Below are 21,677 nucleotides of genomic sequence, written 5' to 3' on the forward strand. Positions count from 1 at the left end.
CGAAACGAAAACGGTAACACTTTTAAATAAAAATAGAGTATTATGACAATTGACCAATTTAACTTTGCCGGAAAAAAGGCATTCGTCCGTGTGGACTTCAATGTGCCCCTGGATGAAAACTTCAACATTACAGACGATACCCGTATGCGTGCCGCTCTTCCTACACTGAAGAAGATTTTGGCCGACGGTGGCAGTATTATCATCGGTTCTCACCTCGGCCGTCCGAAAGGTGCAACCGACAAGTTCTCTTTGAAGCACATCCTGAAACATTTGTCGGAGCTGCTGGGTGTTGAGGTACAGTTTGCTAACGACTGTATGGGCGAGGAAGCTGCTGTAAAGGCTGCCGCCCTGCAACCGGGTGAAGTGCTGTTGCTCGAAAACCTCCGTTTCTATGCCGAAGAAGAAGGCAAGCCGCGCGGCCTGGCCGAAGACGCAACCGACGAAGAAAAGAAGGCTGCCAAAGCTGCCGTTAAGGAAAGCCAGAAAGAATTCACCAAGAAACTGGCTTCTTATGCCGACTGCTATGTAAACGACGCATTCGGTACTGCCCACCGTGCACACGCTTCTACGGCATTGATTGCTAAACACTTCGATAAAGACCACAAGATGTTCGGTTACCTTATGGAGAAAGAAGTGAAAGCCGTAGACAAGGTGCTGAACGACATCAAACGTCCGTTCACCGCTATCATGGGCGGCTCCAAGGTTTCTTCCAAAATCGAAATCATCGAAAACCTGCTGAACAAGGTGGATAACCTGATTATCACCGGCGGTATGACTTATACCTTCACCAAAGCCCAGGGCGGTAAAATCGGTCTTTCTATCTGCGAAGACGATAAATTGGATTTGGCTCTCGACCTGCTGAAGAAAGCAAAGGAAAAAGGCGTGAACCTCGTATTGGCCGTAGACGCCAAGATTGCCGACTCCTTCTCCAATGACGCCAACACCAAGTTCTGCAAGGTAAACGAAATACCCGACGGCTGGGAAGGCCTGGATATAGGTCCCGAAACGGAAAAGATTTTCGCCGAGGTTATCAAGAACTCCAAGACTATCCTTTGGAACGGTCCTACGGGCGTATTCGAGTTCGAAAACTTCACTCACGGCTCACGCTCGGTAGGTGAAGCTATCGTAGAGGCAACCAAGAACGGTGCATTCTCACTCGTAGGCGGCGGCGACTCCGTAGCTTGCGTCAACAAGTTCGGTCTGGCAAACGGCGTTTCTTATGTTTCTACCGGTGGCGGTGCATTGCTCGAGGCAATCGAAGGAAAAGTTCTTCCGGGTATCGCTGCTATCAACGAATAAAAAGAATCCAATTCATACAAAAGGCAGCTCTTTGAAAAAAGGGTTGCTTTTTTTTTAATCATACACTCAACACATGAAACGAATTCTACTATCCTGCTTTCTTCTTCTCTCCGCATATGCGCTAAAAGCCCAGGATGCCTGCCTGAACGATGTAGTGAATACACTGAAAGAGCGAATCAGCCTGTCCGGTTACGCCCAGGTGGGATACACCTACGACGATGCCGGCGAAAAAGCCAGCAATACCTTCGACATCAAGCGGGTGATATTCATGGCACGCGGCAAGATTACCGATAAATGGTCGTGTTACTTCATGTACAGCTTCGCCAATACCGGGAAGATACTGGAAGCCTATACGGAATACCAGTTCCTTCCCCAGCTCACCGCCCGCATCGGGCAATTCAAAACGATGTACACTATCGAAAATCCCATGTCTCCCTGCTTCGTGGAACTGATTAACTGTTATTCGCAAGCCGTCAATTACCTGGCAGGTATCAACGGAAGCGACCCCCTGTACGGTTCGAACAGCGGCCGCGACATGGGAATCCTTATCTACGGCGACCTTTTCAGGAAAAAGCTGAGCTACAACCTTGCCGTTATGAACGGGCAAGGTATCAACCTGAAAGACAAAAACAACCAAAAAGACATAGTAGGCAGCCTAATGCTTCACCCGCTGGAATGGCTGTCGGTGGGCGGCTCGTTCGTCAAAGGCAAGGGATGCGCCGTAGCTGCATCATCCGTCAATCCGAATATAGCCGTAGGCGACAGTTACACGCGCAACCGTTGGTCGGCAGGCGCCACTATCCAGACAAAACCTGTAAGCGTGCGCACCGAATACCTCGCCGGCAAGGACGGGCATGTAAAGAGCGACGGATATTACGCAACCGCATCCGTGCACGTACTTCCCAAATTCGATGTCATAGCCTCCTACGATTACTTCAATCAGGATAAAGCGCAGGATTACAAACAGACCAATTACGTGGCGGGAGTACAGTGGTGGTTCTATCCCAAATGCCGCCTCCAAGCGCAGTACACCTACTGCAATCCCCACAAGGGAGAAGGCTCCAACCTGTTGCAGGCGCAGTTGCAGGTTCGCTTCTGAGTACCGGCTTCCGGTTACTTACTACCTGCAAGCCAAGCGATAACTTCTCCCACTCTTACAAACGGTTAGAAATACATCGAACATTTTGGCATTCTTTTTGTACATTTGTTGAGTATAACCACTTAAAGAATACAATTTCATGAACGAGCAAGCCATACAAGAGCAATATCAGCATATAGCCGGCCTACTGGAACAGAAACGCCTGAAAGAAGCCCAAACCCAATTGGAAGCCTTCCTATGGAACTGTAACGACTGGACTCTCCGCAACCGCCTGGAACAGGCCGAAGTATCCTATCGGTACATGTTACAATACATGCAACAGGGAATAAATGACCCGGAACGGCAGAAACTGTACCGGCAACTCCTGGCGGAAACCTGGGAGCTTGCCGAACAGGCACGTATCGGCCTGCTCGATGAAGTATCCACCCGTTACTACCATGCCCTGCACAAGAACAAAAAGAACATGGCAGCCGGTTACGGCATGTCCTCCTGGCTGAAAGTATTAGAGTCTTTCCCTGACGATATGGCGGTTTGCCAGCTCATGCCCGACAACCGGCAAAGCCTGGACGGTGCATTGCAGCGGCACGAAGAAACCGCCCAATACCTGTTCCTCACCACATGGGGCAACAGCGGCTGGACGGCAGACGAGCAGCAGCAGGCGGGAATGTACCTGGACTCCGAGCTGTTACCGGCCAATGACCTGTGCCTGTTCATCGGAGCCGTTCTGCTCAGCCTAATGGAATGTTTCGACCCGCGTAAATTCTCGTGGCTGCTGGATGCCGCGACGCATGCCGATACGCAAGTCAGCCAACGCGCACTGGTAGTTATCACCATTGTACTGCACATACACCCCGACCGCTTGCAGCTCTATCCCGAACTGGAAGCAAAGCTGTCGCTACTCAACGAGGACGGCAGTTTCGGCAAGCAACTGAACCGGGTGTATATCCAACTGCTCCGTAGCCAGGAAACGGAGAAGATAGACAAGAAGATGCGCGAGGAAATCATTCCCGAGATGATGAAAAACGTAACTATCATGCGCAACATGAAGTACGGCTTCGAGGAGAATGCCGATGAAGACGACCGGAACCCGGACTGGGAGAAAGCTTTCGAAGAATCCGGATTGGGCGACAAGATACGCGAAATGAACGAATTGCAGTTGGAAGGAGCCGATGTGTATATGAGCACATTCGCCCAGCTCAAAAGCTACCCGTTCTTCCAGAACCCGCACAACTGGTTCTATCCGTTCGATATGCAGCATTCCAGCATCATACGGGAATTCGGGCTGAAACCGACAGGAGAAAACGCGGTGCTGTCGCTGATACTGCAATCGGGCTTTTTCTGCAACAGCGACAAGTATTCGCTCTGCTTCACCATGGCACATATCCCGCAGGCACAACGCAACATGATGCTGAGCCAAATGACATCGCAAGACCTGAACGAACTGCTGGACGAAAGCAAATCGTCCGGTCTGAAACAGTATGCACAGCGCCCGGATGTCATCAGCAACCAATATATCCACGACCTGTACCGTTTCTTCAAGCTCAGCCAACGCCGCCGCGAGTTCCGCGATATATTCAAGGAAGAAATAGCCCTGCACCGCATCCCGGCACTGAAAGACATCCTGTACAAGCCCGAACTGCTGATTGCCGCAGGCGATTTCCATTTCCGCAAAGAGCATCCGGCAGAAGCATTAGGCATCTACAAGGAAGTGGCGGATATGAATTATGCCGATGCGGACATCTTCCAGAAAACCGGTTACTGCCTGCAAAAGGAGAAACGCTACAAAGAAGCGGTCGATGCCTACCGGAAAGCGGACATACTGAAACCAGACCACGTATGGACTATCCGCCACCTTGCCACCTGCTACCGCCAAATGCACGACTTCGCAACGGCATTGGAGTATTACAGGAAAGCGGAAGCCATACAGCCGGAAAACCGCAACGTCATATTCTTCATCGGCAGTTGCCTGGCCGAACAAGAGCGCTATGAAGAGGCCCTGCAATACTTCTTCAAATTAGACCTCATGGAGAACGACTGCATCAAGGCATGGCGTGCCATAGGCTGGTGCTCGTTCGTCAGCGGGAAGTCCGAACAGGCCATGAGGTATTATGAAAAAGTGCTTGCCCGACAACCGATTGCCACGGACTACCTCAACGCAGGCCACGTGGCGCTGAAACTGGGCAATATGGAAAAGGCAGCCGGATTATACGGAAAAGCCACCGCAGAAAGCGGCAGCCGCGAAACGTTCCTCGAAATGTTCGATAAAGACCGAGACACCCTTATCAGGCTGGGAATAGATGAAAAAGACCTGCCGCTGATAAGAGACTTGGCCTAATCTAACAATCATACTTGTTTCCATAAGGAGAAACGAGCGTTTTTCCTTATGGAAAACAAAAATTCCTCTTGGAGAAAACGGGGAAGAACACTATTTTATCTTGATAAGCTCCCTATAAAGCCGTTGTACCGGCAATCCCATGATATTGTAGTAACTTCCCGAAATATTCTCCACTCCGATAAAGCCAATCCACTCTTGTACGCCGTAAGCGCCGGCTTTATCCATAGGACGGAACTTATCCACATAATAAGCAATCTCCTCCTCGCCCAGTACGGAGAAGCTTACTTCCGTACGAGCGGCAAAGCTCCGCTGCCATTCCGTGGTAGTAAGGCAGACACCGGTAAATACCTCGTGGGTACGGCCGGACATGTCACGCAACATACGTAGGGCGTCTTCCCGGTCCTTCGGCTTTCCGAGCACCTTTCCGTCCAGCCACACAATGGTATCGGCAGTTATCATCAGTTCGCCCGGCTGCAACATGTCACGGTAGGCGTCCGCTTTCTCCTTCGCTATATAAAGAGGTATGTCCGCTCCCTGCAAAGTTTCGGGATACGACTCGTCTACATCGGGCAGCGTACGCACTTCGTAGCTTACGCCCAGTCCTGCCAGCAGCTCCTTACGCCGGGGAGAATTGGAGACAAGAATCACTTTATATTTCTTCAGGTTATCCAACATAATGTTATAAAAATAATAAGTTAACAAGAATGCGGCAAGGAAGTTAACAAAGCCCGCCACGACAAACCAACGGGCTGCCGGAGAACGAGCCGACGGGAATTACCAGCCGAATGCTCTCTCGTCCGCCATCCAAAGGCCTTTTACTTTGAGGAACTGCTCTACGATGTCGCGTCCGCAGCCGTATCCTCCGTCTTTGTGGGAAATATAGCGCGCCACGGCTTTCACTTCCGGAGCGGCATCCTTCGGACAACACGGCAGACCGCAGGTATTCATCACCTCGATATCGGGAATATCGTCGCCTACGTATAATATCTCCTCGTCCAGCAAGCCGTACCGGTCGCGGAAGTCGCGGTAATCGTGTATCTTGACGGACGACCCCATATAGATATTCCCGGCCGGCACTCCCAAGGCGAGGAAGCGCTTGCGTACCGCTTCCGTACGCCCGCCGGTAATAATAGCCAGCGGAATTTCATGCTTGGCAGCCAGGTGCAATGCGTAGCCGTCTTTTATATTTACCGTACGCATCGGCTCGCCGTCCGTGCTCATAGGAATGACATTGGCGCTCAACACCCCGTCCACATCGAACGCGAGGGCTTTTATCTTGCTCAAATCGTAATTAATCGTACTCATACCGTTATTCTTTCCAAAGGGTTAACTATGCCGGTGTATGCTCTCACTAATCAGCTTGTACAGCTCCTGCATCTGCGGCTCACCGGCAAGCATCTGCAAATGCTCGCCGATAACGTTCTCATCGTACCGCACGGCAGGTCCCGTCTGGGCAAGTCGCGGTTCGAGTTCATGCACCTTACGCGCCGTCTCGTCTATCAGCGGCAACATTACTTCAAAGGGAAGCCCGTACTTTTCCAGCAGTCCGGCGGCAAGGGTGTACATATGGTTTGTAAAATTGCAGGCAAAAACAGCCGCCAGATGCAGGCTCTTACGCTGTTCGGAGGTTGCCTCGTACACTTTACCGGAAAGTGCGGAAGCGATATCTTTCAGGAACCGGGCGTCTTCCGCGGAATTGCTTTCCACAAAAACCGGAATCTGCCGGAAGTCGGCCATGCGCTGCCTGCTGAATGTCTGCATCGGATAGAACACACCGTAGCGCTCTACCCTGCCCGCCCATACATTCATCGGGATGCTGCCGGCCGTATGTACCCACAGGGCGTTCTCCCTGCCGGCAACGATTTCGGGCAACATCCGTACAAACGCCGCATCTTTCAAGGCAACGATGTAGAGCTGCGCATCGGCGGCAACGGACGCCAAGTCGGTAGTATAGGCAGCCTCCACTGCCTGCGCCAAGGTCCGTGCCGACTCTTCCGTACGGCTGTAAACCTGTACGATGCGAAATCCTTTATAATAAAGCGCCTTTGCCAGGTTCGTCGCCAGGTTGCCGGCTCCGATAAATACAACGGATGTATCTTCTATGCTTCTTTTCATTTTATCTCGTAGATACCAAATATAAAATACCGCCGATTACTAATAATGCAACCGGCAACAGATAAGCCGACATCGTGCCGAGCAGAGCTGTTATCAGCCCGAAGTTCAGTATCAGCCACAAGCCAGCCAATACCAGCCCCACCGATTTATCGTGCTTGAACAACAGAAAGATAACCGCCGTATAAAGCAGGAAGTTATCCCTGTTCATCACCCACGACAAGCCCGATGCGGAGAGATGCAGCAGTTTATCCGCCAGGTAAAGCACGCCGAAAACAATCAGCGTGATAGCCGTAGCCTTGTATGTATCTTTATTATTGTTTGCCTTTGCCGCGCTCACCGCTATTTTCCTCCATATTTATTAAGGTGAATCTTTTCCCATTGCAGGTGGTCTTCATTGAAAGGCTTGCGCTCCATGCCTTTATGTCCTATGGCTATGATGCTGAGGGCTTGCAGTTGCAAAGGAATATTGAGCACGTCGTGTACGTATTCGTTGGAAGAAATACCGGATGCGGCAAAACGCTCGCGGAGCTGTACCCAGCAGCTTCCCAGCCCCATATCCTCTGCCTGAAGTTGCAGGTAAATGGAAGCAATGGCGGCATCTTCTATCCAGACATCGCTTGCCAGCGGGTCGGCGGTTACAACCACCGCCAATGCAGCATCCGCAATGAACTGCGAAGCCTGCTCCTTGCAGAAGGACAGTTTTTTCAAAGTTTCCTTGTCGTCCACCACGATAAACTGCCAGGCATTGCTGCGTTTGGAAGTAGGCGCCATAAGCGCGGCCTTCATTAATGTAACGACCTGTTCCTGAGTCAACTCTTCTTCCGTGAACTTCCGCATGCTGCGGCGGGCTTTTATCAATTCGCTAAAACTTTCCATATATGCGCATCGTTTAGAAATGAATACTTTGTCGTTAAGCTATGCAAAGTTACTACAAAAAAGTGAAATGCGGAAAGATATAGTGATAGAATTGAGTTACAAGGGTTTTGGTTGAAGTGGCGATAATCCGTGAAGCCATTACAATCCCTGCCGAAGCCAAATCCTGACGCCGCTACGTTACTTGTTCGTAACCATGCCCGAAAATGCGACAAACGGGTACGAATAGCGAAACAAGGCTCTAAGGAATAGTGAGTTATCCATAACTCATGCGAAAAATCAGGTTACGGAAAAAGATTGCGCCGTTCCTCCCCGTTTTGCGTACCAACACCGGACTCTTCACCAACTAATTTTGAAACCCAAAAATTAAGGACAATGAAGAGTACATTTTCAGTAATCTACTACCTCAAGCGTCAGGTAGTGAAAAAGGACGGGACAGTTCCCGTCATGGGACGCATCACGGTGGACGGCAGCCAGACACAGTTCAGCTGCAAACTGACTGTCGATCCGAAACTGTGGGACACCAAAGGTGGACGTGTCACGGGCAGAAGCACGGCGGCACTCGAAACGAACCGTATGCTTGACAAGATGCGGGTACGCATCAACAGGCATTATCAGGAAATCATGGAGCGTGACAACTTCGTCACGGCGGAGAAGGTGAAGAACGCCTTTCTCGGACTGGAACACCGCTACCACACGCTGATGCAGGTGTTCCGCCAGCACAACGAGGACTACGAGAAGCAGGTGGAGGCAGGCATGAAAGCCAAAGGCACGCTGCTGAAGTACCGCACCGTTTACAAGCACATGCAAGAGTTCCTCGACATCCGCTACCATGTGAAGGACATCGCCCTAAAAGAGCTTACCCCGGCTTTCATCTCCGACTTCGAGATGTTCCTGCGCACGGACAAGCACTGCTGCACCAATACCGTGTGGCTGTACGTCTGCCCGTTACGGACGATGGTATTCATCGCCATCAACAACGAGTGGCTGACGCGCGACCCGTTCCGCGAGTATGAAATCAAGAAGGAGGAAACAACACGCAGTTTCCTGACCAAAGATGAGATCCGCCTGCTGATGGAGGGGAAACTGAAAAACGCCAAACAGGAATTGTACCGCGACCTCTACCTGTTCTGCGCCTTCACGGGGCTGTCGTTCGCGGATATGCGCAACCTTACGGAAGAGAATATCCGCACCTACTTCGACGAACACGAGTGGATAAACATCAACCGCCAGAAAACGGGCGTGGTGTCCAACATCCGCCTGCTCGACATCGCCAACCGCATAATCGGCAAATACCGGGGACTGTGCGGGGACGGCAGGATATTTCCCGTTCCGCATTATAACACGTGCCTTGCCGGTATCCGTGCCGTCGCCAAGCGTTGCGGCATCACCAAGCATATCACGTGGCATCAGAGCCGCCACACGGCAGCCACGACGATATTCCTCTCCAACGGTGTTCCCATCGAAACGGTCAGCTCCATGCTCGGACACAAGAGCATAAAGACGACGCAGATTTACGCAAAGATAACCAAAGAGAAGCTCAATCAGGACATGGAGAACCTTGCCGCAAGATTGAACGGCGTCGAGGAATTTGCAGGTTGCACCATCTAAAAAGAAAAGCCATGAAACGTGACACAATCATCATCGAGGACAAGGCAGTCAGCGTAACCGGTAACGACGTGTGGATGACCGCCACCGAAATAGCCGGATTGTTCCATACGACCGTCCCGGCAGTGAACGCCGCCATCAGAGCCGTCCGCAAGTCGGACGTGCTGAACGACTACGAGGTGTGCCGCTACATGCAGCTTGAAAACGGGCTGCACGCGGACGTGTACGCCCTTGAAATCATCATCCCGGTCGCTTTCAGGGTGAATACCTACAACACCCACCTGTTCCGCACATGGCTGGTGGGAAAGGCACTCTCACAAGAGAAACGGCAGACATACGTGATGTTCATACAGAACGGAAAAGCCGGGTATTGCTGATTGCACATACCCCATAAGACAAGTAAACGGGTAGCACCACAAAAGGTGTCACCCGTTTACTTTTTCATGAAACCGCCTCACTCCAGCGGCTTGCGGTAGTTCGCTTCCAGTACCCCGCGCAGCCCCGTTTCCGGGTAAAGCACCTTCCCTCCCAAAAGTATGAAGGGCAACACGCGGTTGTTGCGGTATTCCTGCAAGGTGCGCCGGCTCACACGGAGCAGTTCCGACACCTCGCCGTCCGTCAGGTAACGTTCCCCGTCCAGCGGAGGACGGTAGCTTTCCAGAAATGCGGACAGCCATTTCGAGCCTTTGCGCATATCCTGCACCACAGAGGCTATCGGCTCGTCTTCCATCGTAAAAACATCGTTGTTCTCGTTCATCATAACTTCGGATTCAGTGGGTGAATAAATCAAATCATCTGCCGTGCGGATAGAGCGTGCCGACAAGCGGTATCAGCCGCTTCACCTCCTCTGGCTTGTAATAGAACCTGCGGTTTATCTGCGAGTAGCCGATAAGCCGCCTGTCACGCAGCGTCTGCAACGTGCGCGGGCTTATTCTCAACTGCCCGCAGACCTCCTCGCCCGTGAGCCATCTTTCCATGCGCCCCGTGTCGCTTTTGCGCCTCAGGGCGGCGACCTTCTCCGAGAGTGCGCCGAATGCCGCCACCATCATCTCGAAAGTCTTTTTCTCGATAGATACTATTTCCATATTCATGTCATTTAGAGTTTGCCGCAAAGGTAACGAAACGGCATACAAGACGTATCGTTTTCCGCTGAAAGGCTGCCTGTTGCGCCGTTTGACCGGGTTACGGAGCCATCTTCCGCAAAAATCTTACGTGAGTCACGTAGTGAGTTGTTAAAGCCCCTTTTGTTTATTGCCGAATTTTGTCGCAGAAACAAAAAGAAAGGACTGAACATGAAAGTGATAACAATGGAAAGTTCCGCCTACAAGGAGATGATGGCGCAGATTGCGAACATCGCAGGGTACATCCGCGAGGCAAGGGACGAGAAGAAACGGAAGCGGGAAACCGAAGACAAGCTGCTTGACACGGCACAGGCGGCGAAGATGCTCAACGTGAGCAAGCGCACCATGCAGCGTATGCGCACCGACCACCGTATCGAGTATGTGGTGGTACGCGGAAGCTGCCGCTACCGCCTTTCCGAGATACTGCGGCTATTGGAGGACAACACAGTAAGGAACGAGGAAGGGACAATAGACACCCTGTTCCACAACCACACGCTGCGCACGGGCGGCAAACCAAAAGGAAGGAGGACATAGGTCATGGAACTGCTCACACGAAACAACTTCGAGGGCTGGATGCAGAAGCTGATGGAACGGCTCGACCGTCAGGACGAACTGCTGCTGGCGATGAAGGCTGAGGGGAAACAGCCCACTATCACGGAAAGCATCCGCCTTTTCGACAATCAGGATTTGTGCATGTTGCTCCAGATAAGCAAACGCACCCTCCAACGCTACCGCAGCGTAGGCGCATTGCCCTACAAGACGCTGGGCAAGAAGACCTATTACAGCGAGGAGGACGTGCTGACATTCCTTTCCAACCATATCAAGGACTTCAAAAAGGAAGATATAGCCTTCTACAAGGCTCGTATCCATAATTTCTTTCATAAATAACCCATTAAAACATTTTTCAGATGGCAAAGAAAAAAGACGAAAAGGACGTGCTGGTAGTCCGTGACGAGAAGACAGGCGAGATCAGCGTGGTAGCCGGGCTGAACGCGGACGGCACACCCAAGCGCACCCCCGCAAAAGCGGAGAACGCGCAGAGTTTCCTGCAATTCGACCGACATGGCGACGTGCTGGACAACTTCTTCAAGAACTTCTTCCGGCAGTGCAAGGAACCCAGCCGCTTCGGTTTCTACCGCATTGCGGCAGACCAAGCTGAAAATCTCTTAGAGGTGATGAAGCAACTGCTGAAAGACCCCGAAGCGAACAAGGAGCTGCTCGCCCCTCACAAGGTGGACACCTCCGACTATGAGAAGAAGGTGCAGGAAGAGATGGCAGCACAACAGACAGAGAAACAAGAACCTCAAAAACAGGAGAACATGGAACAACGGAAAGAACAGCAACAGGACAAATCCGAACAGATGCAGGGCAAACGTGGCTACCAGCCCATCGACGAGAGTAAAATCAACTGGCAGGAGCTGGAGGACAGATGGGGCGTAAAGCGGGACAACCTTGAAAAGTCCGGCGACCTTACGAAGATGCTCAACTATGGCAAGTCCGACTTGGTAAAGGTCAAACCGACCTTCGGCGGCGAATCATTCGAGCTGGACGCCCGCCTCTCCTTCAAGAAGGACGGTGAGGGAAACATCAGCCTCGTGCCGCACTTCATCCGCAAGGAGCAGAAGCTGGATGAGTACAAGGAACACAAATTCTCCGACAATGACCGGAAGAACCTCCGCGAAACGGGCAATCTCGGTAGGGTCGTGGACATTGTGGACAGGGAAACGGGCGAGATCATCCCCTCCTACATCAGCATCGACCGCAAGACGAATGAAATCACGGACATTCCGGCAAGCAGGGTGCGCATCCCGGAGCGCATCGGCAAGACGGAAATCACCACGCAGGAGCGGGACATGCTCCGCGCCGGACTGCCCGTACGCGACAAGCTCATCGAGCGCAACGACGGCAGAAAGTTCGTCACCACCCTGCAAGTGAACGTGGAGCAGCGCGGCGTGGAGTTCGTGCCGGGAACCGGCAAGTCGCCCCGTACCGCACAGACACAGGAAACCAAAGGCGACACATCGAAAAGTCAGGCGCAGGGCGGGGAAAATGCCGCACAGACCAAGAAGGAGCAACGCCGCAACACGTGGACGAACGAGGACGGCAGCATCCGCCCCATCAGCAAATGGAGCGGCGTGAGCTTCACCGACCAGCAGAAAGCCGACTATGTGGCGGGTAAAGCCGTGAAGCTGGAGAACGTGACCGACAAGCAGGGCTTCCATGCCACGATGTATATCAAGTTCAACCCGGAGAAGGGACGCCCGTACCGCTACGACACGAACCCTGACAATGCACAGCAGGTTGCTCCGTCCAACGAGAGCCGCACGCAGGTGGCGGTGAACAACGATGGCAAGACCAACGAGGCTACAAAGAATCTGAGAGAGCCGTTGCAGAAAGGTCAGACCAACCCGAAGGACGCCCGCCAGCAACAGCAGCAGGAGAAGCCGCAGAAGAAAACGGGCAAGGGCATGAAAATGTAATCCCGTGTCCGCCACTGAATCCAAAATAAAATCCAAAGTATCAACAAAAAAGAAGAAGACATGAAGACAATCATTGCAGAAAAGCCCTCCGTGGCACGTGAAATCGCCCGCATCGTGGGCGCGACAAAGAGAGAGGAAGGATATTTCGAGGGAGGCGGTTATGCCGTGACATGGGCATTCGGACACCTCGTTCAGCTTGCCATGCCCGACGGCTACGGCGTGCGCGGATTTGTCCGTGACAACCTCCCGATTATTCCCGACACATTCACGCTCGTCCCCCGTCAGGTCAGGACGGAGAAAGGTTACAAGCCCGACAGCGGCGTGGTGTCGCAGATAAAAGTCATCAAAAGACTGTTCGACACAAGCGAACATATCATCGTGGCGACCGATGCCGGACGCGAGGGAGAGCTTATCTTCCGCTACCTCTACCACTATACGGGTTGCACCACTCCTTTCGTGCGCCTGTGGATCAGCTCTCTCACCGACAAAGCTATCCGCGAGGGACTGCGGAAACTCGAAGACGGCAGCAAATACGACAACCTCTACCTCGCCGCCAAAGCGCGGAGCGAATCCGACTGGCTCGTGGGCATCAACGGCACACAGGCGTTATCCATCGCCGCCGGACACGGCACGTATTCCGTGGGGCGGGTGCAGACACCAACGTTGGCTATGGTATGTGAACGCTACTGGGAGAACCGCCGCTTTACGTCCGAAGCATTCTGGCAGCTCCATATCGCAACGGACGGTTGCGACGGCGAAGTCGTGAAATTCTCATCCTCCGAGAAATGGAAAGAGAAAGAACCGGCGATGGAACTATATAATAAGGTAAAGGCGGCAGGTTGCGCCACTGTCACGAAAGCCGAGCGCAAGGAGAAGACGGAGGAAACTCCCTTGCTCTACGACCTGACCACGCTCCAGAAAGAAGCCAACGCCAAGCACGGCTTCACGGCGGAACAGACGCTTGAAATCGCGCAGAAACTCTACGAAAAGAAGTTGATAACCTATCCGAGAACGGGAAGCCGCTACATCCCCGAAGACGTGTTTGCCGAAATTCCCAAACTGCTCGCTTTCATCGGCACACAGCCCGAATGGAAAGACAAGGTGCGGGCAAAAGCCGCCCCGACACGCCGCAGCGTGGACGACGGCAAGGTGACAGACCACCATGCCCTGCTCGTCACGGGTGAGAAACCGCTCTTCCTCTCCAAAGAGGACAATACCATCTATCAGATGATTGCCGGGCGCATGGTCGAGGCATTCTCTGAGAAATGCGTCAAGGATGTGACCACTGTCACGGCGGAATGTGCCGGAGTGGAGTTTACCGTAAAAGGCAGCGTCGTGAAGCAAACCGGATGGCGTGCCGTCTATGGCGAGGAAAAAGAGGAAATTACCATCCCCGGCTGGCAGGAAGGCGACACGCTGACACCGAAAGGCTCGTCCATTACCGAAGGAAAGACCAAACCCAAGCCGCTGCATACCGAAGCCACCCTGCTCTCGGCAATGGAAACGGCGGGCAAGGAAATTGAGGACGACGCACTGCGGCAGGCGATGAAGGACTGTGGCATCGGTACTCCCGCCACACGCGCCTCCATCATCGAAACGCTTTTCAAGCGCGGTTACATGGAACGCTGCAAGAAGTCGCTTGTTCCCACCGAAAAAGGACTTGCCCTCAATTCCGTCGTCAAGACGATGCGCATCGCCGATGTTGCCATGACGGGCGAATGGGAAAAGGAGCTGGCGCGTATCGAGCGCGGGGAACTGTCCGACGACACCTTCCGCAAGGAGATAGAGGCGTACACACGTGAGATAACCTCCGAACTGATCTCGTGCGACAAGCTCTTCGGCAGCCGTGACTCCGGCTGCGCGTGTCCCAAGTGTGGCACGGGCAGGATGCGGTTCTACGGCAAGGTGGTACGCTGCGACAACACGGAGTGCGGACTGCCCGTGTTCCGGCTGAAAGCGGGACGCACCCTGTCCGACGATGAAATCAAAGACCTGCTCACCGAAGGGCATACCAAGCTGCTCAAAGGGTTCAAGAGCAAACAGGGCAAGAGTTTCGATGCTGTTGTCGCCTTTGACGGGGAATATAACACGACTTTTGTGTTCCCGGAGGCTAAAAAGGACAAGAAATTTTCAGGACGGAAGAAATAGTATTAACTTTGCCACTTGTTCAGAGTAATGAATTGTTCTTCGATACCGGATTACACTCATACTTTGGATTTAGTGGTGGCACTCGGAGGGATACCGAGTGCCTTTTTCTTCCTTTTTCCAACCGATTATCCCGTTAATTATCAATCCGCTAAATCCAAAGTAATGAACAACAAGAAGAAAAACGAGGGTCAGACCGACTTTTCCTATTACGGTCTGTACCTGCTGGACTATCTCCGCACGAACAAGTTTGAACAGGCTGACGACACCGCTTTCATACGGGAACGGGCCGACCGTGCCGCCGAAACGTATGAGAGGGCACGGCTTGAAGGCTATCCCGCCGATGGTGCGCAGGAACTGGCGATGGACACGCTGCTGCGCGGGCTGCATTATTCCCGTTACGCCATCCTCCGCGAAGTCGTGGAAAACGAGTTTGCCGATGAAGTGCCGGAAGAGAAGCGTGAAGCCTTTGTCCTGAAACTGCTGCCGCTTGTCGGCAACGTGTTCTCCGTCTATGACCTCTCGGATGACAATTTCGCCCTGTCTTCCGATTACGACCTGCTCTACACGGAGCTGACGGGAGCAACCGTCCTTTACTTAGACGAATATGGCGTTTAACCGCAAACAGAAACTGCGGGACAACATCGAGGCGATACGGACGGCATTCATCCTTGACAGGGAAAATAGGACAGCGACAACCGAAGAGCGTGCCATACTTCAAAGGTACTGCGGTTTCGGCGGTCTGAAATGTATCCTCAACCCTGCAAAGGAACTGACGGATGCCGTCCGGTGGGCGAAATCCGACCTCGAACTGTTCGCCCCGACGGTGGAGCTGCACAGGCTTATCCGTGAGAACAGCAAGGACGAAACAGAGTACAAGCGGTTTGTGGATTCGCTGAAAGCGTCCGTGCTGACCGCTTTCTACACCCCCAAAGAGATAACCGACACCATCGCGGACGTGCTGGCAGATTACAGCGTCCGCCCCGCCCGTATGCTCGAACCGTCGGCAGGTGTCGGCGTGTTCGTGGATTCCATGCTGCGGCACAGCCCCAATGCGGATGTGATGGCTTTCGAGAAGGATCTGCTCACGGGTACAATCTTGAGGCATCTCTATCCCGACCAGAAAATGCGCACCTGCGGTTTTGAGAAAATCGAAAGACCGTTCAACAATTATTTCGACTTGGCGGTGTCCAACATTCCGTTCGGTGACATTGCCGTGTTCGACGCGGAGTTTCAGCGGAGCGACTCTTTCGGCAGACGCTCCGCCCAGAAAACCATCCACAACTATTTCTTTCTCAAAGGACTGGATGCCGTGCGTGACGGCGGTATCGTGGCGTTCATCACCTCGCAAGGGGTATTGAATAGCACCAAGACCTCCGTGCGTAACGAGCTGTTCAGTCAGGCCAATCTGGTATCCGCGATACGCCTGCCCAACAACCTGTTCACGGACAACGCGGGCACGGAGGTGGGCAGTGACCTGATTGTCCTGCAAAAGAACCTCAGCAAGAAGGAAATGTCGCAGGACGAGCGGCTGATGACCGTGATACAGACGGACACGAAAACCGCCCTGACCGACAACGCCTATTTCATCCACCACCCGGAACGCATCGTGCATACGATGGCGAAACTTGACACAGACCCCTACGGGAAGCCCGCTATGGTTTATCTGCACGAGGGCAAGGCAGCAGGCATCGCCGGGGATTTGCGCCGTATGCTCGACGAGGATTTCCATTACAGGCTTGCCATGCGCTTGTATTCGGGTTCAATCCGGCAGGCAGGAACGGAAGAAAAAGTTGCCGTTCAAAATAAAGTAGAGCGTCCTGCCATAAAATTGGAAACAGTATCCTCGGCGCAGACGGTGGAAACTCCGACAGAAAAGCCGCAACCCGCAGATGAAAAGCCGGAGATAGAACCGCGCCCGCAATATTCCGCAGGCGTGCAGCTCACCCTGCTTGACCTCTGGGGGATGACGGAAGAGGTCAGCCAACCGAAAACCTCCAAAAAGAAAAAGACGGTGAAAAAGGCAGTTACGGCAAAGTCCACTCCGCCCAAACCGAAAGTCACGGTTACACCGACAGCTCCAACTGCAAAACCCGCAATGGAGAATAAGGAGGTGAAAGCGGAGAACACCGCCAAGCCTGCCGACCCGGACGACATCTATGCCACACTGGACTGGGATACCAATCCTCCCATCAACGGTTTCTATGAAATGATGATGGGTTTGACGCCGGAGCGTAGGAAAGAACTTCGGGAACTGGCAAGGCAGCATAACGAGAAACAAGTGGCGGAAAAGACGGAAGTGAAAGCCGTGCCGGAAACTTCCCGTGAGCAGCCACGACAGGAGGAAACACAGCCGGAGGCAGTCGCCGCACCTGCCGTTACAGATACCCCATCGGAAGCGGTGGGGACTTTCCTTTTCCCCGACATCGAAGCGGAAAAGCCGAAGGAGGAAGTCGTGGACCTTTCTCCGCGTGCCTACCACCGCACGCCGGAGATGCACCTGCGCGAAGGGTCGCTGGTGGCTGACCGGGGGCGTCATAACATCGGCTACCTGAAAGACATCACGCCATACGGGGCGACATTCCAGCCGCTCGACCTGAAAGGATACCAGAAGGAAAAGGCGTTGTTGTATGTGTCGCTGCGTGACGCCTACGAGCGTCTGTACCGTTATGAATCGCTCCGGCGCGAGGCAAATGTTCCGTGGCGAGAGCATCTGAATACCTGTTACGATGAGTTTGTCATGCGCTACGGCAACCTCAACGCCAAGCAGAACGTGAAGTTAGTGATGATGGATGCGGGCGGGCGCGACATCCTTTCGCTGGAACGGATGGAAAACGGAAAGTTCGTCAAGGCGGACATCTTCGAGCATCCTGTTTCCTTCGCGGTGGAGAGCCATGCCAACGTAGGCTCTCCCGAAGAAGCCCTGTCTGCGTCGCTCAACAAATATGGTACGGTCAATCTCGACTATATGCGGGAGATAACCGACAGCACGGCGGAGGATTTGCTCACTGCCCTGCAAGGGCGCATCTACTACAATCCGCTCGTGACCGGTTACGAAATCAAAGACCGTTTCATCGCCGGAAATGTCATAGAGAAAGCGGAACGCATAGAGGCATGGATGGGTGACAATCCCGAAAATGAGCGTATGCCGGAGGTGAAGCAGGCGTTGGAGGCTCTGAAAGATGCCGAGCCGCAGCGCATCGCCTTCGAGGATCTGGACTTCAATTTCGGGGAACGCTGGATTCCGACGGGTGTCTATGCCGCCTACATGAGCCGGCTGTTCGACACGGAGGTGAAAATCGCCTATTCCGCAAGCATGGACGAGTTTTCGGTGGTGTGCGGCTACCGCACCATGAAAATCACGGACGAGTTTCTGGTGAAGGGGTATTACCGGAACTATGACGGTATGCACCTCCTAAAACACGCCCTGCACAACACCTGCCCTGACATGATGAAGTCCATCGGCAAGGACGAGCATGGCAACGACATCAAGATGCGCGACAGCGAGGGAATACAACTCGCCAACGCCAAGATTGACGAGATACGAAACGGCTTCTCCGAATGGCTCGAAGAGCAGTCGCCGCAGTTCAAGGAGCGGCTTGTGACGATGTATAACCGCAAGTTCAACTGTTTCGTGCGCCCGCGCTACGACGGCTCCCATCAGACCTTTCCCGACCTCAACCTGAAAGGGCTGGCAAGCCGGGGTATCAAGAGCGTCTATCCCTCACAGATGGATTGCGTCTGGATGTTGAAACAGAACGGCGGCGGAATTTGCGACCACGAGGTGGGAACCGGTAAGACGCTGATAATGTGCATCGCCGCGCATGAGATGAAGCGTCTGAATTTGGCACACAAGCCGATGATTATCGGGCTGAAAGCCAACGTTGCGGAGATTGCAGCCACCTATCAGGCGGCATATCCCAACGCACGTATTCTGTACGCTTCGGAGAAGGACTTTTCGACCGCCAACCGTGTGCGCTTCTTCAATAATATAAAGAACAACGACTACGATTGCGTCATCATGTCGCACGACCAGTTCGGCAAGATACCGCAGTCGCCGGAATTGCAGCAGCGCATCCTGCAAGCAGAGCTTGACACGGTGGAGGAAAACCTCGAAGTGCTACGGCAGCAGGGAAAGAACGTGTCGCGGGCGATGCTGAAAGGATTGGAGAAGCGCAAGCACAACCTTGAAGCGAAGCTGGAGAAGGTGGAACACGCCATAAAGTCACGCACGGACGACGTGGTGGATTTCAAGCAGATGGGCATCGACCACATCTTCATAGATGAGAGCCACCAGTTCAAGAATCTGACTTTCAACACGCGCCACGACCGTGTGGCGGGATTGGGAAACAGCGAGGGAAGCCAGAAGGCACTTAACATGCTCTTTGCCATACGCACCATACAGGAGCGCACAGGAAAAGACTTGGGTGCGACCTTCCTCTCCGGCACGACTATCAGCAACTCACTGACTGAATTGTACCTGCTGTTCAAGTACCTGCGCCCGAAGGAGCTGGAACGGCAGGACATAAGGTGTTTCGACGCTTGGGCGGCGATATTTGCCAAGAAGACGACGGATTTTGAATTTAACGTGACGAACAATGTGGTCCAGAAGGAGCGTTTCCGCTACTTCATCAAAGTGCCGGAGCTTGCCGCCTTCTATAATGAAATCACGGACTACCGCACGGCGGAGGATGTGGGCGTTGACCGTCCTGCCAAGAACGAGATACTGCACCATATACCGCCCACGCCGGAACAGGAGGACTTCATACAGAAACTGATGCAGTTCGCCAAGACGGGCGATGCCACCTTGTTGGGCAGGCTGCCGCTTTCGGAAACGGAAGAAAAGGCGAAGATGCTCATCGCCACGGACTATGCCCGGAAAATGGCACTCGACATGCGCATGATAGACCCGAATTACGAAGATCATCCCGACAACAAAGCGAGTCACTGTGCCAAGATGATCGCGGAGTATTATCAAAAATACGACGCCCAGAAAGGCACGCAGTTCGTTTTCTCTGATTTGGGGACATACCAGCCGGGCGACGGGTGGAACGTCTATTCGGAAATCAAGCGCAAACTGACGGAGGACTACGGTATACCGCCAAGCGAGGTGCGCTTCATTCAGGAGTGCAAGACCGACAAGGCGCGGAAGGCGGTGATAGACGCCATGAACGCCGGGACGGTGCGTGTGCTGTTCGGCTCTACCTCTATGCTCGGAACGGGTGTGAACGCCCAGAAACGGTGTGTGGCTATCCATCATCTCGATACGCCGTGGCGACCGTCCGACTTGCAACAGCGTGACGGACGCGGAGTTAGGGCAGGTAATGAGATTGCCAAACATTTCGCCGGGAACAACGTGGATGTAATCATCTACGCGGTGGAGAAGTCACTGGACAGCTACAAGTTCAACCTCCTGCACTGCAAGCAGACTTTCATAAGCCAGCTCAAAAGCGGTGCGATGGGTGCGCGTACCATCGACGAGGGGGCAATGGACGAAAAATCGGGCATGAATTTCTCGGAATACATGGCGTTGCTCTCCGGCAATACCGACCTGTTGGACAAGGCGAAACTGGAAAAGCGGATCGCATCGCTCGAAGGGGAACGCAAGTCGTTCAACAAGGGCAAGCGTGATTCGGAGTTCAAGCTGGAGTCAAAGACCGGCGAGTTGCGCAACAACACGGCTTTCATAGATGCCATGACGGAGGACTGGAACCGCTTCCTGTCGGTGGTGCAGACCGACAAGGAGGGCAACCGCCTTAATATAATAAAGGTGGACGGAGTGGATTCCGCCGATGAGAAGGTCATCGGAAAGCGTTTGCAGGAGATAGCCAAGAATGCCACGACCGGAGGGTTGTACACGCAGGTCGGTGAACTTTACGGTTTTCCGATAAAGGTGGTGAGCGAAAGGATACTCAAAGAGGGATTGGAGTTCACCGACAACCGCTTCGTGGTCGAGGGGAACTACAAGTACACCTACAACAACGGGCATCTGGCGATGGCTGACCCGTTGGCCGCCGCCCGCAACTTCCTCAACGCGATGGAGAGGATACCCTCCATCATCGACCAGTACAAGGCGAAGAACGAGGTGCTGGAGATGGAGATACCGCAGTTACAGGAGATAGCGGGTAAGGTGTGGAAGAAGGAGGACGAGCTGAAGCAGTTGAAGTCCGAACTTGCCGCCCTTGACCGAAAAATTCAGCTGGAGCTTGCGCCACCCACGCCCGAAGTCGCAGAAAAGGAGAATGAAGGGCAACAGCTCAAGCCGGAAGCGGAAGATGTGAGGAACAGGCAGGCGCAATATCCCGAAAATGCACCGCCGCAGATACGCAGTCCGGCGGATAGTATCGTTGCCAACCATGTCATAATCGGGCGTCCGGGACTGTATGCCAAGGAGGAAACCCGGTCCAAAGGATTGAAAATATAACCTAAGGAATTTTATCTGAAGTATTAATAAGGGCTATCCCAAAAGGTCTAAAAGTAAATTTTATCCTTTCTGCAAGTATCTATAGGATGGCAACTGCATTTTTTTCTTTTTGGGCAGCCCTTATTAAAATTTATTCTTATTTTAGGTTATATACATTCATGTCCATTTATGTAAAAAA

Annotated in this window: 18 protein-coding genes; 11 read left to right on the forward strand and 7 right to left on the reverse strand. The window is 53.1% G+C overall.

Translation table 11 applies throughout. The features are described 5' to 3' along the window. Positions 1–39 precede the first annotated feature (39 nt). The 3 genes from C233_RS0114815 to C233_RS0114825 all read left to right on the forward strand — a co-directional run bounded on the left by C233_RS0114815 (position 40) and on the right by C233_RS0114825 (position 4,733). Entirely contained in the window at positions 40–1,299 is a 1,260-nt protein-coding gene (locus C233_RS0114815) for a phosphoglycerate kinase (protein WP_026314876.1), read from the forward strand. A gap of 73 nt (positions 1,300–1,372) precedes the next feature. Further along, positions 1,373–2,398, forward strand: a complete 1,026-nt coding sequence (locus tag C233_RS0114820) for a porin (protein ID WP_025068928.1) — start codon at positions 1,373–1,375, stop codon at positions 2,396–2,398. 139 nt (positions 2,399–2,537) lie between these two features. Beyond that, positions 2,538–4,733 (forward strand): tetratricopeptide repeat protein, encoded by a 2,196-nt coding sequence (locus tag C233_RS0114825; protein ID WP_018668356.1) that lies wholly within the window; start codon positions 2,538–2,540, stop codon positions 4,731–4,733. 90 nt (positions 4,734–4,823) lie between these two features. Here C233_RS0114825 and C233_RS0114830 read toward each other — a convergent pair whose 3' ends face one another. From C233_RS0114830 to C233_RS0114850, 5 genes are all read right to left on the reverse strand, one after another. Then, positions 4,824–5,408, reverse strand: a complete 585-nt coding sequence (locus C233_RS0114830; RefSeq protein ID WP_025068927.1) for a Maf-like protein — start codon at positions 5,406–5,408, stop codon at positions 4,824–4,826. Between the two features lie 99 nt (positions 5,409–5,507). Beyond that, complete coding sequence (locus C233_RS0114835; protein WP_018668358.1) at positions 5,508–6,038, reverse strand: KdsC family phosphatase; 531 nt, start codon at positions 6,036–6,038, stop codon at positions 5,508–5,510. A gap of 21 nt (positions 6,039–6,059) precedes the next feature. Continuing rightward, positions 6,060–6,848 carry a Rossmann-like and DUF2520 domain-containing protein gene (locus C233_RS0114840; RefSeq protein WP_018668359.1) on the reverse strand — a complete coding sequence of 263 codons (789 nt, stop codon included), beginning with the start codon at positions 6,846–6,848 and terminating at the stop codon, positions 6,060–6,062. 1 nt (position 6,849) lies between these two features. Further along, on the reverse strand, positions 6,850–7,185 hold the full coding sequence (locus C233_RS0114845; protein WP_018668360.1) for a hypothetical protein: 336 nt from the start codon (positions 7,183–7,185) through the stop codon (positions 6,850–6,852). Between the two features lie 2 nt (positions 7,186–7,187). Next, a complete protein-coding gene (locus C233_RS0114850) occupies positions 7,188–7,724 on the reverse strand; it encodes a nitroreductase family protein (RefSeq protein ID WP_018668361.1) in 537 nt (178 codons plus the stop codon). A gap of 372 nt (positions 7,725–8,096) precedes the next feature. Here C233_RS0114850 and C233_RS0114855 point away from each other — a divergent pair, with 372 nt between their 5' ends. Together C233_RS0114855 and C233_RS0114860 are read left to right on the forward strand one after the other, a co-directional pair. Beyond that, positions 8,097–9,332 (forward strand): site-specific integrase, encoded by a 1,236-nt coding sequence (locus C233_RS0114855; RefSeq protein ID WP_004291422.1) that lies wholly within the window; start codon positions 8,097–8,099, stop codon positions 9,330–9,332. A gap of 11 nt (positions 9,333–9,343) precedes the next feature. After that, a complete protein-coding gene (locus C233_RS0114860; protein WP_004291423.1) occupies positions 9,344–9,706 on the forward strand; it encodes a hypothetical protein in 363 nt (120 codons plus the stop codon). Positions 9,707–9,783: 77 nt separating this feature from the next. Here the strand turns inward: C233_RS0114860 and C233_RS0114865 are convergent, their stop codons facing one another. Beyond that, positions 9,784–10,089, reverse strand: coding sequence for a helix-turn-helix domain-containing protein (locus C233_RS0114865; protein WP_004291424.1), 306 nt, complete (start codon positions 10,087–10,089; stop codon positions 9,784–9,786). 31 nt (positions 10,090–10,120) lie between these two features. After that, on the reverse strand, positions 10,121–10,420 hold the full coding sequence (locus C233_RS0114870) for a helix-turn-helix domain-containing protein (protein WP_004291426.1): 300 nt from the start codon (positions 10,418–10,420) through the stop codon (positions 10,121–10,123). 138 nt (positions 10,421–10,558) lie between these two features. On the opposite strand from C233_RS0114870, the gene C233_RS0114875 reads away from it, so the two are divergent. From C233_RS0114875 to C233_RS0114900, 6 genes are all read left to right on the forward strand, one after another. After that, on the forward strand, positions 10,559–10,984 hold the full coding sequence (locus tag C233_RS0114875) for a helix-turn-helix domain-containing protein (protein ID WP_004291432.1): 426 nt from the start codon (positions 10,559–10,561) through the stop codon (positions 10,982–10,984). A 3-nt stretch (positions 10,985–10,987) separates the two neighbouring features. Beyond that, positions 10,988–11,338 (forward strand): helix-turn-helix domain-containing protein, encoded by a 351-nt coding sequence (locus C233_RS0114880; protein ID WP_004291454.1) that lies wholly within the window; start codon positions 10,988–10,990, stop codon positions 11,336–11,338. Between the two features lie 20 nt (positions 11,339–11,358). After that, positions 11,359–12,930: a DUF3945 domain-containing protein gene (locus C233_RS0114885; protein WP_004291455.1), complete on the forward strand. Its 1,572-nt coding sequence runs from the start codon at positions 11,359–11,361 to the stop codon at positions 12,928–12,930. Positions 12,931–12,990: 60 nt separating this feature from the next. Then, positions 12,991–15,078 (forward strand): type IA DNA topoisomerase, encoded by a 2,088-nt coding sequence (locus C233_RS0114890; RefSeq protein ID WP_004291456.1) that lies wholly within the window; start codon positions 12,991–12,993, stop codon positions 15,076–15,078. Between the two features lie 162 nt (positions 15,079–15,240). Further along, positions 15,241–15,693, forward strand: a complete 453-nt coding sequence (locus C233_RS0114895; protein ID WP_004304266.1) for a DUF1896 domain-containing protein — start codon at positions 15,241–15,243, stop codon at positions 15,691–15,693. After that, complete coding sequence (locus C233_RS0114900; RefSeq protein WP_004291462.1) at positions 15,683–21,499, forward strand: N-6 DNA methylase; 5,817 nt, start codon at positions 15,683–15,685, stop codon at positions 21,497–21,499. Before C233_RS0114895 ends, C233_RS0114900 begins: the two co-directional genes overlap by 11 nt. Positions 21,500–21,677 lie beyond the last annotated feature (178 nt).

It is taken from the genome of Bacteroides gallinarum DSM 18171 = JCM 13658 (genome assembly GCF_000374365.1).
Classification (GTDB): Bacteria; Bacteroidota; Bacteroidia; order Bacteroidales; family Bacteroidaceae; genus Bacteroides; species Bacteroides gallinarum.

Excerpts from the sequence above, each read along its gene's own strand:
- C233_RS0114895 (WP_004304266.1), top strand. The coding sequence starts at position 15,241 with ATGAACAACAAGAAGAAAAACGAGGGTCAGACCGACTTTTCCTATTAC.
- C233_RS0114825 (WP_018668356.1), top strand. The coding sequence starts at position 2,538 with ATGAACGAGCAAGCCATACAAGAGCAATATCAGCATATAGCCGGCCTA.
- C233_RS0114870 (WP_004291426.1), bottom strand. The coding sequence starts at position 10,420 with ATGAATATGGAAATAGTATCTATCGAGAAAAAGACTTTCGAGATGATG.
- C233_RS0114880 (WP_004291454.1), top strand. The coding sequence starts at position 10,988 with ATGGAACTGCTCACACGAAACAACTTCGAGGGCTGGATGCAGAAGCTG.
- C233_RS0114885 (WP_004291455.1), top strand. The coding sequence starts at position 11,359 with ATGGCAAAGAAAAAAGACGAAAAGGACGTGCTGGTAGTCCGTGACGAG.
- C233_RS0114890 (WP_004291456.1), top strand. The coding sequence starts at position 12,991 with ATGAAGACAATCATTGCAGAAAAGCCCTCCGTGGCACGTGAAATCGCC.
- C233_RS0114860 (WP_004291423.1), top strand. The coding sequence starts at position 9,344 with ATGAAACGTGACACAATCATCATCGAGGACAAGGCAGTCAGCGTAACC.
- C233_RS0114840 (WP_018668359.1), bottom strand. The coding sequence starts at position 6,848 with ATGAAAAGAAGCATAGAAGATACATCCGTTGTATTTATCGGAGCCGGC.
- C233_RS0114830 (WP_025068927.1), bottom strand. The coding sequence starts at position 5,408 with ATGTTGGATAACCTGAAGAAATATAAAGTGATTCTTGTCTCCAATTCT.
- C233_RS0114835 (WP_018668358.1), bottom strand. The coding sequence starts at position 6,038 with ATGAGTACGATTAATTACGATTTGAGCAAGATAAAAGCCCTCGCGTTC.
- C233_RS0114865 (WP_004291424.1), bottom strand. The coding sequence starts at position 10,089 with ATGATGAACGAGAACAACGATGTTTTTACGATGGAAGACGAGCCGATA.
- C233_RS0114850 (WP_018668361.1), bottom strand. The coding sequence starts at position 7,724 with ATGGAAAGTTTTAGCGAATTGATAAAAGCCCGCCGCAGCATGCGGAAG.
- C233_RS0114855 (WP_004291422.1), top strand. The coding sequence starts at position 8,097 with ATGAAGAGTACATTTTCAGTAATCTACTACCTCAAGCGTCAGGTAGTG.
- C233_RS0114820 (WP_025068928.1), top strand. The coding sequence starts at position 1,373 with ATGAAACGAATTCTACTATCCTGCTTTCTTCTTCTCTCCGCATATGCG.
- C233_RS0114900 (WP_004291462.1), top strand. The coding sequence starts at position 15,683 with ATGGCGTTTAACCGCAAACAGAAACTGCGGGACAACATCGAGGCGATA.